Below are 14385 nucleotides of genomic sequence, written 5' to 3'. Positions count from 1 at the left end.
TCCGCTGGCAGGAACGGCATTACCGCCGACGTGGAATCTCGCTAGCAGGTGGAATCGCGCCTGGCCGAACATACCGCGGCGGGCTCCACCCGCCACGGCACTGTCACCTACTCGCCTTCGCAACCAGGCTCCGCCTCAGAACTTCACCGTCACCCGTGCCCAGTAGTAGCGACCGAGCAGATCGTAGGTCGCTACGTCGGTGTTGGCGTTGGTGACGTTGTTGGCGTAGTACAGCGGCGGCTGCCGGTCGGCCAGGTTGTCCACGCCCACTTCGAAGCGGGTGTTCCAGGGCTTGACCTGATAGCCCACCTGCACGCTGTGGTAGACGTAGGCGCCGATGTCGCGGACCACGGCGGGCTGGTCGGCATCGGCCGACAGGCTCTGGCGGGTATCGGCGCTGCCGATCTCGGTGCGGCCGATGTAGCGGATGCGCCACGACGCGCTCCAGTCGCCCAGGTTCCAGTTCAAGGTGCCCAGCGCGCGCCAGCGCGGGAAGTTGCCGTAGGCGTAGGTGTACTTGCCGGCGTTGTGGATGGTGACCGTGCTGGGGTCGGTGGTGTCGGGGTTGATGTCGTAGCGGATCACGTAGGTGCCGTTGAGGCCGGCGCTGAAGTTGCCCCAGGCGGTGTCCGGCAGGCGGTAGGTGAGGCTGAAGTCCGCGCCGCTGGCCCACAGCTTGCCAAGGTTCACGGTGGGCTCGGCGATGTAGTTGACGGTGCCGTTGTCGTTGCGGTGGATCAGCGCGCAGAACGCGCTGGCGTCGTTGGCGTAGCACTGGTTGAGCACGGTCTGCGCCGAGACCTGGGTGATGGTGTCCTTGAGGTTGATCTTCCACAGGTCCGCGCTCATCGACAGGCCCTCGACCCAACCCGGGTCGTAGACCACGCCGAAGTCGTAGGACATGCCGGTCTCCGGCTTGAGCTGGTAGCCAGCCACCGCCGCGCCCGACGCCTTGGCGCCGACCTGGTTGTCGGCCTGCTGGTAGCTGCCGTCGGTGGGCACGTTGGCGCAGGCCGCGGCATGGCCGCCGGTATAGCCATTGCACGGGTCGGTGACCGACGGCGAGTCGCCGGCCACGCCGGCATACAGCTCGCCGATGTTCGGCGCGCGGAACACCTGCGAGGCGGTCCCGCGCAGCAGCAGGTTCTCGATCGGGCGGTACTCCAGCGAGATCTTGCTGTTGGTCTTGCTGCCGACGGTGTCGTAGTCGGAGAAGCGGCTGCCCACGGTCAGGTTGAGCGAGTGCACGCCGGGCAGGCCGGCCAGCAGCGGGAACAACGCTTCGGCATAGGCTTCCTTGACGCTAAAGCTGCCGCCGAGCACCGAGGCGCAGTACTCGAGCACGCCGCACATGCCGTTCTCGTCGCCGGTCCACAGCGGATCGGCGGCGGTGCTGGTGCTTTCCTTGCGATAGGAGACACCCACGGCCAGGCTCGCGGTACCGGCCGGCAGCGCGAACAGTTCGCCGTTGGCGTTGGCCTCGAACTGCTTGGCCGTATAGACGTTGGTGACGATCGGATTGACCACCAGCGCTTCCAGCGCCGCCTTGTTGCTGGCGGCGTTGAGGTTGAACACGTCGATCGGGGTGCAGCCGGCGATCGGCGCGCCGGCGCTGCCGCACTTGACCGTGCCGTCGGCGGCGAGGAACGACGGCCCGACCGCGGCGTTGAAGCCGGCGTAGTCGAGGAAGCCGTAGTTGATCGACTTCTGCTTGACCTTGCCGTAGTTGAGGCTGGCGTCCCACTGCCAGGAACTGTCGCCGAAGCTGCCGCGCAGGCCGGGATTGATCTGGAAATTGTAGGTGTTGTACTCGTAGCGGCGGTTGCCCAGCACCGTGGCGCGGGTGTTGAAGTTGTTGTACGAGGTGCCGGTGCTGCGGTCGGTGCCGAAGTTGACCCCGAACGGGTTGTAGTAGCTGGCCGAGGAGACCAGGAAGTTGTCGCCGTTGGCGAAGATCGGGATCGGCGCGATGATCGAGGACGAGGTGGTCTTGCTGAAATAGGTGTTGACGTAGCCTTCCAGGTGGTCGCTGAAGCGGTAGCTGCCGAGCACGAAGGCGTTGGTGCGTTCCTGCGGGGTCTGCAGCAGGTTGTACGGCTGGTAGTTGTAGGAATCGGTGGAGGCGACGTAGCAGTGGTACTGGCTGGCGTTGGTCGGGCTGCTGCTGCCGCCGTTGAAGGTGACCCGCGAACAGCCGTTGCTGGCCGCCAGCGCCTTGGCCGCGGCCGAGCCGTCGTTGAAGCTGATGCTGCCAGTGGGCGTGGCCGAGGAGCCCTGCTTCACCCCGACGCCGTCGATCAGCGACAGCGCGTCCTTGGAGTAGGCGCGCGCGCCCGCCGAGACAGGATCGATGTCGTGGTAGGACAGGCCGGCGACGATGCTGCCACGCTCGCCGGTCTTGCCGGCGGTCAGCGAGAAATTGCGGCGGTTGCCGTCGCTGCGCGAACTGGTGCCGAAGTCGGCGCTGGCCTCGATACCGTCGAAGCCCTTGCGCAGGATGAAGTTGACCACGCCGCCGATCGCGTCCGAGCCGTACACCGCCGAGGCGCCGTCGCTGAGCACTTCCACCCGCTCGATCATGGTCGCCGGGATCGCATTGACGTCGTTGCTGGCCAGGCGCGTGCCGTTGACCAGGACCAGGGTGCGCTTGTCGCCGAGGCCGCGCAGCGAGATCACCGAGGCGCCGGTGCCGCCACCGTTGTTGGTGTTGGGATTGGTGGCGTTGCCGGCGATCGACGGCAGTTCCTGCACTAGGTCGCCGAGCGTGGCCTTGCCGGTGGCTTCGATCTGCGCGCGGCTGATGGTCACCACCGGGTTGGCGGTTTCGGTGTCGACGCGGCGCAGGCGCGAGCCGGTGACCACGATGCTGTCCAGGGTCTGGGTGGCGCTGTCGGCGCTCGCCTCCTGCGCCTGCGCCGCCCCTGCGCTCCCCAGCGACAGGGCAGTGGCGACTGCCAGCGCCAGCGGCGTCGCGGCATGGCGGAAGGAAGGGCGTGGCTGCGGAAACGACATGGGGCGGGCTCCTGGAAGGTGGCGAGACGAGACAGCGGAGAAACGCAGGCCGAACGACGCCATGCCGGCGCCATGCCGACGGACGGACCTGCTGGACGGTGGCGCCTGCGCGGCGCCTGCGGTGGCGTGCCTGCACCGGACCACGACGGCCTGGCGCACAACGGGGAGGCCGATCTCCTGCGCACACGGCCGGTGCGCGGCTCCCCGCTCCTGCGATGACGTCCAACGACGATGGCATCGCTCCGGTGGCGCACGCCGGCGCCACGGCCGGTACGACGATGCGATCAGATTTTCATCACGCGGTCACACTGTGCCGTGTTCGCACGCCCGCGTCTTGTCGCGATTCGCGGTTTCGCATGCGGAATCATGCATGGTCATGTGTGGCTCCACGCCTGCACGTGGCAACGTGCCGCGGCATGGCGCGGTGTCGCGCGAACACGACCACGACAGGCACACACTGCAATCGACCGTGCGCGGCGATGGCAACGATTCGCGCCATGCCGCGTCACGCCGGGATCAGCCAGCCACCGAACAGCGGGCCGGCGGTGTCGCCGTGCTGCGGCTCGATGCGCACGATCAACGGCTGCGCATCCCGGGTGAGCGCCGGCGGCAGCGGGTAATCGCGGTCGACGAAATCGATCACCTGGCCGCGCTCCACCGCCACTTCCACGGCCAGCTTGCCATTGATCAGGATGTTGAAGCGCCCCTTGTCGCTGCCCCAGAAGCGCAGGCGCAGCGCCAGCGGCTGCGCGCTGCCGCGCATGCAGAACTCGACGAAGCCCTTGCCGCGCACGTCGCGGCACTGCTGCCGACGGTAGGCGCCACCGAAGGAGGTATCGCTGCGCAACTGGTGCGCCTGCTCGGAGGCCTCGTCGCCGAACTGGATCATGTCCACCGCGATCGCACGCAGCTTGTCCTGCTCGGCCTGGCGCCGCGCCCGCCGCTGCGCTTCCTGCGCCCACTGCGCAGGATCCATACGCTTGAAATACAGCGCGCTGCGGCGCTCGTACTGTGCGTAGAACGGGACGAAGGTCAGGCCCGTCGGTTGCGTGCTGCTGGCCAGGAAATGGCCGGGCTGCGGCAGCTCGACGAAGCCGCGCAGCGGATCGGCCGCGGCCACAAGCGCCGGGTCCGGCGCGTCGTACGGCGTACTCACCGGCCCCAGGTCGGCGGCCAGCGCCAGCGGACCGCGCATCACCACCACCGTGTCCGCATCGCCGGCGGCGTGTTCCAGCCGCAGCGGCGTGGCCAGGTCCAGGTCGATCACGTCGCCGGCGCGCCAGTCGCGCTCCAGCGCCAGATAGCCATCGGCCAATGCCGCACGCGCGGGCTTGCCGTTCACGCGCAGGGTGTAGCGGCCCTGGCACCAGGCCGGCACCCGCAACAGCAGCCGCCGCGGCGCGCGTGCGCCGGCACGCAGTACCTGCAGGCGCACCTTGCCGTTGTCGGGCACGCCACTGTCCAGTTCCAGCGCCAGGTCGCGCTCGCTCCAGTCCAGCCGCGAGGGAATATAGAGATTCACGTACAGCGAGGTGGCGTCCTGCCAGTAGATCGCATCGCCGAACTGCGCGTGCGCTTCCATGCCGCTGCCGACGCAGCACCAGAACGAATCGAACTTGTCGGAGAAACCGCGCTCGCCGCCGCTGATCATCGGCGTCATGTAGGTGAACATGCCGGTGGCCGGATGCTGCGCGGCCATGGTGTGGTTGTGCAGCGTGCGCTCGTAGTAGTCGAAGTAGCGCGCCTGCGGCGTCCACTGGTACAGGTGCCGGGTCAGCTTGAGCATGTTGTAGCTGTTGCAATGCTCGCAGGTCTGCTCGGTCAGGAAGGCGGCGATGGTGTCCGGCTCCTGGAAATACTCGCGGTCGGCATTGCCGCCGATCACGTAGCTGTAGTGCGCGGTCACCGTCTCCCAGAAGAAGCGCGCCGCCGCGGCCGCATCGGCATCGCCGGCGACCTCGAACTGGCGCGCCTCGCCGATGAACTTGGGCACCTGGGTGTTGGCGTGGATGTGCGGCAGTTCGTCGCGCCCGGCCACGGCCGGGTCGATCACCTTCTCGTGGCGCAGGCGCTTGCCGATGGCGATCCAGCGCGCATCGCCGGTGCGCGCGCCCAGTTCGATGTAGGACTCGTTGAGCCCGCCGAACTCGGTATCCAGCAGGGTCTGCATCTGCGCGTGGTCGAGCGCGTCGAACACACTGGCAAGGTAGCCGGCCAGCGGCAACAGCACCTGCAGCGCTTGTGCGTTGCCGGCCAGTTCTTGCGCGTCGAGCAAGCCGGCGAACAGTTTGTGCACCGTGTACAGCGGCGACCAGCTACCGTTGAGATTGAACTTGCTGCCCTTGATGACGCCGCGGCGCACTTCCTCGAACACCACCTTGCCGCTGTCGATGGCGCCGTTGTCGTTCTTGCGGGTGAGCCCGCCGACGTAGCCGTCCGCGTCCTTTGCCTGCGCGCGCGCCAGTTCGGCGACGATGTAGTCGATGCGCTCGCGTAGTGCGGGATCGCGGGTCTGCGCGTGCATCTTCGCCAGTGCGCTGAGGTAGTGGCCCAGCGTGTGGCCGGCGATGGTGTCGCCCTCCCAGCCGCCGTACACCGCGCCCTTCGGCGGCAGGCCGGCGTACTGCAGGAAGTTGTGCAGCAGGCGGTCCGGCTCCAGTTCCAGCAGGTAGCGGCGGTTGGTCTGCAACGAGTCCAGGAACAGCGAGGGTTTCAGCGTGACCTGCTGCAAGGGCAGCGCCTGCACCCGGCCCGGGGTGGACGCGGCGGCGTCCAGTGGGAAGCGCAGCAGCCCGGCGGCCACCGCCAGTGCGCTCCATTGCAGGAAGCGGCGTCGCGAGGGATCCAGCGCGGCGCCGGCCGCGTCGGCAGCTGCGTGCGCGCAGGCGGCGCCATGCCGATGCATGCCCTGCCCGCTCATCGCCGGCCTCCCGCGTGCGAGGCGGCATGCGGGAAAGAAACGCATCGAGGCATGGACTGCTCCTGTATGAGATGTCGGGACGCCGACGCCGCAGGGCAACGACCAGCGGATTCATGGTCACTGTGTCATCCGGGTGACAGCGCGTCTTGTCCCCACTGATGCGTGCAGATGCGGATTTCTGCCGAATCACCGTGCCGACCCGGCGCTGGCGACCAGGCCCCTGCGGACAGCGTGGGCGAACGCGGCCGACACGCCAATGCGCTGCGGCTCATGCGCCACCTGCACCACGCGTCGCGTCATGCCGGGATCGCGACACCGCAGTGGTGTCGCAGCGAATGCACCGTGCATCCGCCACGACACCGCCTGGCAGTCATTGCCGGTCGATCATTGCGGCTTCGCCGTGACCTCTGGCACCGCGTCGGTCAGGTCGGCGCCATAATCGGGGTTGGTCACCGTATTCGCATCGACGTAGCCGTAGAACACGCCCTTGCTGGCCGACGCGCCGCGTTGTTCGACGTCGCCACGCAACTGCGCGGAACCGGACAGCGTGAACCCGCCGAACGCCCCCGCCGGCTTGAACACCGTATGCAACCGGGCGCGATCCTTCACCGTCACCCCGTCCTGCAGCAAACTCAACCCGCCAACCACGGCGCCGTCCTGCACCTGCCCGCCCAGGATCGTCGCATGATCCTCGATGCGCGCATCGCCCAGCACCTTGCCACCCAGCACCCGCGCATGCGGGCCGACATAGGCGGTCGACGCGACATACGCGTTCTGGGCGACCCAGCCACCGCCGTTGGGGTGACGGCCGCCCACGCGCGTCGGCGTCGGCGCCCCGGGCTGCTGGCCCGACGGATACGCGTTCTGCAGCGTGACGCTCCACGGGTAGCGGTAGACCGAATAGTAGGACTGATCCCACTTGATCTTCTGCATCTTGCTCGGCGTCCCCATCACCACCAGATACAGGTCGCTGTCATCGCTGCGCACCTGGAACGACAGCGCGGCATCGGCGCCTCGCTGCAACGCGCTGTAGCGCGGCTTGCCGTTCGCCTCGATTGCGACCAGGCCCCAGCGCCAATCCGAATCCGGCGTACCGATCGTCTCGGGATCGTTGACCAGGCCCGGCAACGTGTCGACCGCCGACTTCTGCTGCACGTTGCCATGGAACTTCACCACGACCGCATTCGCACCCACGGTGGGAATCAGCCGGACCAGGTTGTAGCCCCAACGCTGCGGCGCCCAGTCGAACGGCACTTGGTAGACGCCTGTCTGGCCCTGCACCGGATCCAGCTGGGTCAGGCGCAGCGCGCGATCGCGGTTGGTCTCATCGGCCGGGTTTTCCGGATCGAACGCGGTATTGCTGCCGTATTGCTGGCGCATCACGGCGCCATGGTCGCGACCGTCCGGGTCGGTGTAGTCCCACTGCACGTTGTGCATGGCCCAGTCGCCGAGCACGTCGTTGAGCTGCGACTGGCTCCAGCCCATATTGTCGCGGATGATCGAGAACGGATCGGCATCGGCCTGGCGGGAATCGCCGGGCTTGGGCGCCTTGGCCCACAGATCGTTGATGATCGCGTAACCGAAGCGATCCTTGAGGTACTCCATGAACTGCCAGTTGCAGTAGCGGTCGCGAGTCGAGCCAAGATAGAGATGCGGGTAGTTCACCAACATCTCAGAGCACTGCACGTCGTCGTGGAAATACTGATGCGCCATCCAGTTGGCATGCGATTCCCAGATCCAGCCGACGTACGGCGAGTCGCGCAAGCCGCCGGTACTGCCCTGCAAGCCATGGGTCAATTCATGCGCCAGGCCCCAGTGATACCCCAACTGGTCCGGATTGATCCACATGCCCATGCCGCCGCTGGCGGAAGTACCGCCGTTCAGGCCGAAGCTGTGGTCCAGGTGGACGCTGACCTTGTACTTCGTTGCCGTGTTGCAGTAAGGCTCGGGAAACCCGACGCGCCCCATGTAGTCGTCCCAGATCAGCTCCAGCTCCTTGGCTGCGGAGGTCACATCGTCCTGCGACACGGCTTGTCCGTCCTTCCAGCGGAACGCGAAGTGCTGGGTTTCGTAGCGGACGGCCGGCATGTCGGTATCGCCGGGATTGGCGAGCCATTGGCCTGCAGTGCAGACCGCCGCGGCCGCCGCCTGCGCATGCTGCGCAGCCAAGGCCAGAACGGCCGACAGGCACATCGTGGAGACCAGACGCACGTATCGAGAAGCAGCAAGTTTCACTGCGCTACACTCCTCTTGTCCGACGACATTGGATGAATAGGACGATAGACGCGCGTTCCGCCGCACCAGCCTGCAGTGATTGAGGCATCCGCCGCCCCCCGACGGCATGCGGATCCAGGTTCGCCTCCGGCGAAACGCCAGGAACACGCCGCACGGCAGCCACTCGCGTATCGGCAATGCGTCGCCAGACTAATCCACCAAAACGCCATGCACTCGACGTTTATCCTCATGGAATCGGGATAATTCCGCACAGAGTCCGAAAATCAAACCGACGTCACAGCAGGAACATGATGCGGCCGGTACATGCCGCCGACATCAGCGGCAGGTGCTGCAACCGAAGCGCCTGCGAAGGTCGGCGAGGTCGGCTCGATCGGCCTGCACGCCTCGCCTCAAGGCATGTCGCACCGCTGCACATCCGCCGCGGTCGCCTGCGGCAAGCGCTGCGCCTGCGGCGCCAACATCTCCCACTCCTGCACCGCCAGTGCGGCGTAGCGCTCGCCGCCGCCGGATGCGTCCAGCTCCGCGCGCACGCAGCGCGTGGTCACTGGCGCGAAGCGCAGCGTCTGCCAGCGGCCGGCGACGGGTGCGCGCGTACTCTCTGCCAGCGGCCACCAACGGCCGTCGCGACGGTACTCCAACCGCCAGCGCGCCGGCGGCGCCACGCCGCTGTCCGCGCCCGGCGGATGATCGGCCCAGAACAGGATGCGACTGCCCTGCAGCGTCACCGGTTGCGCCCAGCTGTACTGCAGCCATTGCTGCGGTGGGTTGTGCGGTGTCCAACTGCCCCATAGCTGCGGCGGCAACGGATTGCGCTTGACCCGGCCGTCGTTGAGCGCGGCGATCCAGTACTGGTGCGGAATGTCCGGACCGTTGGACGCGCTGGCATGGGCATAGCGGGCGAGGTTGCGCTGCGGCGGCAACGGCGGCTGCGGCCGCTGCGTGGGCACCACCGGCAGGATCCGCGCCGGCTGCCGGGTGTCGTCCCACTGCAGCCGGTCGATCGCCACGCTGCGGCGGAAATGCCCGCCGCCCTTGGCGTCGGCGGTGTGGTAGACCAGGTACCACTGGCCCTTGAATTGCACGATGCCCGGATGCGAGGTGGTCGAGGACACCGGCGGCAGAATCACGCCGCGGTAGGTCCATGGCCCCAACGGCGAGGGCGCGCTGCCGTAGGCGATGCACGCGTGGTACAGCGTCGGCGTGCACTCCGACTCCGGTCCGGCACGGTTGCCGGCGTAGGCCAGGTAGTAGGTGCCATTGCGCTTGAACAGCCACGGCGCTTCGAAGTAGCCGTCCAGCGTGGTCACCGCCACCGCCCGCCCCTTCGGCGTGACCATGTCGCGTTCCAGTTCGATGCCGAACAGCTTGCCGAAAGTGCCCCAGTACAGATACACGCGGCCGTCGTCGTCGACCAGGACGGTCGGGTCGATGTTCTGGATCGCGTTGGGCACCGGCAGCGACTGCGACAGGATCGGTCCCTGCGGATGCGCGTCGCGCCACGGCCCCAGCGGGCTGTCGGCCACCGCCACGCCGATCGCGAACGGATCGGCATTGCGCGAGTGTGCTTCCTGCACCGGCGCATACAGGTAATAGCGTTTATCCGGGCCCTGCACGATCTGCGCAGCGTAGGCGTGGCCGGGCGCCGCCCAGGCGAATACCTGCTGCGGGCGCAGCAACGTCGGGTAATGGGTCCAGTCGCCGCGGCCGACATCGTCGGTGACCAGCAGTTGCCAGCGGTCGATCGCGAAGTCGTTGACCTCGGGTGCCGCCTCGTCGCGGCCGGCGATGATGTAGAGCTTGCCGTCGGCGACCAGCGGCGCGGGGTCGGCCGAATAGGCGCGGCCGTCGGCCAGGATCGGATTGCCCGGTGCATGTACCTGCCTCGACCGCGGCACTGCCTGTGTGGCGGCGATGGCCGCGGCAACGCCGATGCAGGCAGCGCAGGCCACCAGCAGGCAGGCGACGGTACGGCGCACGGGATGGCGGTTCATGGCGTCGTCTCCGCCTCGATCACCAGGTCCAGCCGCACCGGCAGCGTCCCGGTGCCATCGCGGCCCCGCGCCTGTCCGACCACGCTCAGGCGTGCGGGCTTGGCATAGGCGGCCGGCGCCAGCGGCGCCCAACGCACCGGCACGCGCTCGCGCGAGCCGTCGTTGTACTGCACGGAGACCAGTTCCGGCAGCCCCGGCGCCTGCCCCGCAGGCACGTGCAGCGGCGGCGGCGCCTGCACGGTGGCGAGCTGGCCCGGCGCGGTCGCGCGGACCCAGATGCTGGCCGTCACCGGCACGCCGCCGTCGGCCAGGCCCTGCACCTGCACGCGGCCCTCGCCGGCCAGCGCCGCCGCATCGACCTGCGACCAGCGCGCGCCCAGCCAGGCCCAGCCGCCATCGGCGAAGTAGCCGGCGATGCGTGCCGGCAGCGTCGGCGCCTGCCCGGGCGCGATGCGCACGTCCACCGCTTCGGTCGCCACCGCGCGCTCGGCGAACACCTGCCATTCGTCCAGCCCGACCGCGTAGTGGCCCTCGCCCTGCGTCGCGGTCTGCAGCACCGCGCGCAAGGCCGTGGTAACCACCGGCGCGAACGTCACCCTGCTCGGCGCGCCATCGCCATGCACCGGATAGCCGCCGCGCACGGCGATGTCGCGCCACTGCGTGCCGTCGCGGTATTGCAACGTCCACGCACGCGGCAACGCCACCCCGCCCTGCGGCTGGTCGTCCCAGAAATACAGCGCCGCCGCGTTCAGTCGTTGCGGTTGCGGCCACTCGTACTGCACCCACACCGAAGCCGGCTGCGCGCGTCCCCAACTGCCCCAGCGGCGGTCGGCGGCCGGCACCTGGTCCGGTGCCGGCAGCAGCCCATCATTGAGCGCCTGCAGGCGGTGATGGCCAGCGGTGAACTGCGCGCTCGGCGTGGCCTCGCCCTGTACTTGCAGCGTCTGCCCGGCCGGAGCCGCCGCCGCGATCACCTTGACCTCGGCGTGCCCTTGCAACGCGCCATCGTCGGCCTGCAACTGCAGGGTGTAGGTACCGGGCGCGGTGAAACGCACCTGCGTGGTGGCCGCCTGCGGCTGCTCGAACAGGGCAGCGCCGCCGGGCGGTGCCTGCAGCGTGCGCCACTGCAGCGCCAGCGTGCCGTTCGGCAACGCGTCGTCGCCGACCCGGCCGACCAGGCGCATCACGCCACCCGCCGCGCTGCCGTCTTCCTGCCAGGCCTCGACCTCCGGCGCCTGGTTGCCGTGCACCGCCGGCGCCGCGGCGCCGCTGGCATAGGCTTGGATCTCCTTGATCCCGGTGCGCAGCGGGCCGGCATGGGTGACCTGCACGCGCCAGCGCTGCGCGCGCAGCGGCGGGAAACGGATGCGGTTGCGGTTGCCCTGCGCGATCGGTGCGTCACGCACCTGGCCCGGCACGGTCTTCCACACGCCGGCGTCGAAGTACTGCAGCACGTACAGCCACGGCGGCGCGTAGCCGGCGCGCGTGCCCGACGGGAAGCCGTGCTGTTCACTCGGAGGCGAGGAACTGCGATAGAAGTACACGCGTACATCGTCCAGGGTCTGGGGGCGCTGCAGATCCAGTTCCAGCCAATCGCTGGCGGCAGGCGAACCGGCGGTGCCCCAGAACGGTTCGTTGGCGGTGCTGCCGTCGACCGCGGCCGTGGCCGGGAACCCGTCGGCCGCATAGCTCGCGCTGACCGCCGCACCCTGCGCCAGATTGCGCGCGCCGGGCGGCAGCGCGATGTCGAGCCCGGCATCGGCGAGTACCGCACCGATCCGCGCCTGGCCTGGAAACCGCACCTGCTGCGGCGCCTGCAATGCCAGCCGATGCGCGGCCAGCACCTGCATCTGCGCGGCACCGGCATTGACTACATCCGGCAAGGCCTGCACGCGGCCGCTGGCCGGGTCGTACAGCACGTGCGCCAGGCGATCGACGGTGAAGGCCAGGTGGCCGTCCAGGTACAGCGAATAGCCCTTCGGCGCGGCTCCGCCGTAGCGGCGGCCGTCGCGATCCCAGACGATGCTCAGGTCGCGATCGCGATAGCGCAGGCAGTCGGCGACGAAATGATCCCAGCCGATATCGATGGGATACAGCTCGATCAGGGCATCGCTGCGCGGGCGCAGGCCCATCGCATCCTCGATCACAGTGAAGTTGGTGGCGCCGAGCTGGGTGTGGTGGATCCACGAGCGATAGCCGATGCGGCCGCCATCGGCGGCGCTGCCCTGCGCCCAGAACTCGTTCTGGTCCGGATAGCGGTTGTCGCCGTCGATGTAGTGCGCCCACGCGTTCCAGTACAGCAGCTTGCGGTAGCTGGACGCATCCAGGTATGGGCTGGGGTAGTCGCGCAATACGCTGCCGAGCAGGCGGAACGCCACGGTGGAATTGATCACCGAAAAATTGTTGCTGCCGCCGGCGCCGCGCGCCTGCGCGTCGGCCTGGTTGGCGGTGTAGAACGGAAACAGCGGGAACTGTCGCGCATCGGCGAACAGGCGCAGCGCGCGCACGTACTTGGGGTCGTCGTCGGCATCGCCGTGCCTGGGCATCAGGCCGACGCTGAAGGGGTAATAGTTGTTGGTTTCCTTCCAGTCCACCGGCAGGCGCGGCTCATCGGCCTGGCGCTGCTTGATCAGGTCGCCGTGCAGGCCCATGCCGTCGGCCTGTGCACTGTGGTCCTGCCACAGCACATCGAGCACGGCACGGCGGATCTTCGCCGCCAGCGCCTGCATGCGCACCGCGGTGGCGGCGTCGCCGGCCAGTTGCGCGGCCTGTGCAGCGGCCAGCGCGTTGGCGTACACGTACGCGCTCTCGCTGCGGTCCATGCGCGCTGCGCCATGGTGTTTGGCCCAGTCGAAGGACACCGCGTCGGCGTCGTTGCCGGTCATCGCCGCCCAGTCGTATTCGATCAGGCCGTTGCCGTTGCGGTCGTAGGCGCGCAGCAGCGCGTCCACGTCATCGCTGGCGTAGCGCGCCAGTTGCCCGGCGATCGCCGGCGGGCCGCCATGCACCTGGTAGGCACGCCAGGCGGCGGCACTGAGGTACTGGGCGTAGGAATTGGACCAGTTCTCCGGCGCGCCGGGATTGTCCACGTACTTGCCGCCGCCGGCGGTCTCGCCCGCGCCGAGCCAGGAGCCGTAGGCGTAGAGCGGATCGCGCAGGTACTTGAGGTCGTCGATGAACATGCCGGTGGTGAGCACGATGGCGTTGTCGTAGCCGAGCACGCCTTCGATCGCCACCGGGAACTGGTAGTCGTTGCCGGGCACCGCCGCGTCGAGGAAATTGAAGCGCAGCAGCCACCAGCGGTAGAACAGGGTCTTGTCGAGATTGTCCTCGGGCGTGTCCAGGTACGGCAGGTTGTCGACCCACCAGCGGTTGTAGGCGACGACGTGGTCGCGGTAGGCCTGCTGCGGCGACTGCGCGGCGATGCGCCGGTATTCCTGCAGCGAGGCAGGCAGCTCGCGCGCGATCAGCCCCAGTTGCACCTTCAGTGTCGGCGCGGTGCCGTGCGCCGGCACCGCCAGCGGCCGCGCGATGCTTGCGCCATCGACCGCGAAGCCGTCGCCGGACAAGCGCGGAAACAGCGTGGTGATGGCGTTATGGGTGACGAAGGCGCCGGTCAACTCGGCACTGTCGGGATGCGTGGCCATCGGCGAGACCGCACGCAGGGTCAGGCTGTGCGCCACGCCGTCGACACTGGACACGGTGACTTCGGCCACCGCCACGTTCTGCTCGCTGATGAACTTGACCAGTTGCAAGCGCACGCCGCCACCGGCATACGCGCTGCTGAAATAGCTCGGCGTCTGTCGCCGCTGCGCGCTGTCCTCGACCAGCGCGATCGGCACGCCGTCGCGCTCGAGTTGCAGGCGGAACAGCGCGTCGTGGCCGGTCTTGTGCACGTAGGCCACGTCGCCCACGAAGCCAGGCTCCTCCGGCTTGTGCGTGTACAGGTAGGCGGCGCGGCCGCGGGTGAACAGCCAGTTGTTGCTGTCGCCGAAACCGCCGCCGGTGCCCTGCCGCGCGAGCAGGCGGTCGATCCAGAAATCACGGCCGGGCGCGCGGCCGGCACCCGCCGCCAGGTCGGCGGCGAACACCCGCTGCAACTGGCCCTGCCCCTGCCCCGGCGCGAACGCCACGCCGCTATCCGGCAAGGGATGCGCATCGCCCTTGAAGTGCGGCATGCCGATCGCGGCATTGCTGGGCTGCAGGCCTTCGCCGTCGAGGTCGCTG

Annotated in this window: 5 protein-coding genes; all 5 read right to left on the bottom strand. The window is 68.6% G+C overall.

Annotated features, from left to right (window positions below; genetic code table 11):
• Window positions 1-135: 135 nt before the first annotated feature.
• A complete protein-coding gene (locus SLW55_RS11620; RefSeq protein ID WP_320745158.1) occupies window positions 136-3012 on the bottom strand; it encodes a TonB-dependent receptor in 2877 nt (958 codons plus the stop codon).
• 505 nt (window positions 3013-3517) lie between these two features.
• Window positions 3518-5932, bottom strand: coding sequence for a glycoside hydrolase family 127 protein (locus tag SLW55_RS11615; RefSeq protein WP_320745157.1), 2415 nt, complete (start codon window positions 5930-5932; stop codon window positions 3518-3520).
• A 384-nt stretch (window positions 5933-6316) separates the two neighbouring features.
• Window positions 6317-8125: an Svx/AvrXca family virulence/avirulence protein gene (locus SLW55_RS11610; protein ID WP_320745221.1), complete on the bottom strand. Its 1809-nt coding sequence runs from the start codon at window positions 8123-8125 to the stop codon at window positions 6317-6319.
• Between the two features lie 431 nt (window positions 8126-8556).
• On the bottom strand, window positions 8557-10158 hold the full coding sequence (locus SLW55_RS11605; RefSeq protein WP_320745156.1) for a family 43 glycosylhydrolase: 1602 nt from the start codon (window positions 10156-10158) through the stop codon (window positions 8557-8559).
• A complete protein-coding gene (locus SLW55_RS11600) occupies window positions 10155-14336 on the bottom strand; it encodes an Ig-like domain-containing protein (RefSeq protein ID WP_320745220.1) in 4182 nt (1393 codons plus the stop codon). The genes SLW55_RS11605 and SLW55_RS11600 overlap by 4 nt, the downstream gene beginning before the upstream one ends.
• Window positions 14337-14385: the final 49 nt, after the last annotated feature.

Origin of the sequence: Xanthomonas sp. LF06-19, assembly GCF_034105425.1 — a bacterium.
GTDB classification, from domain to species: domain Bacteria; phylum Pseudomonadota; class Gammaproteobacteria; order Xanthomonadales; family Xanthomonadaceae; genus Xanthomonas_A; species Xanthomonas_A sontii.
This window is presented reverse-complemented; position numbering and strand designations above follow the sequence as displayed.

Coding starts and splice junctions, on each gene's coding strand:
- SLW55_RS11620 (WP_320745158.1), bottom strand. CDS start 3,012: ATGTCGTTTCCGCAGCCACGCCCTTCCTTCCGCCATGCCGCGACGCCG.
- SLW55_RS11615 (WP_320745157.1), bottom strand. CDS start 5,932: ATGAGCGGGCAGGGCATGCATCGGCATGGCGCCGCCTGCGCGCACGCA.
- SLW55_RS11610 (WP_320745221.1), bottom strand. CDS start 8,125: ATGTGCCTGTCGGCCGTTCTGGCCTTGGCTGCGCAGCATGCGCAGGCG.
- SLW55_RS11605 (WP_320745156.1), bottom strand. CDS start 10,158: ATGAACCGCCATCCCGTGCGCCGTACCGTCGCCTGCCTGCTGGTGGCC.
- SLW55_RS11600 (WP_320745220.1), bottom strand. CDS start 14,336: ATGCCGCACTTCAAGGGCGATGCGCATCCCTTGCCGGATAGCGGCGTG.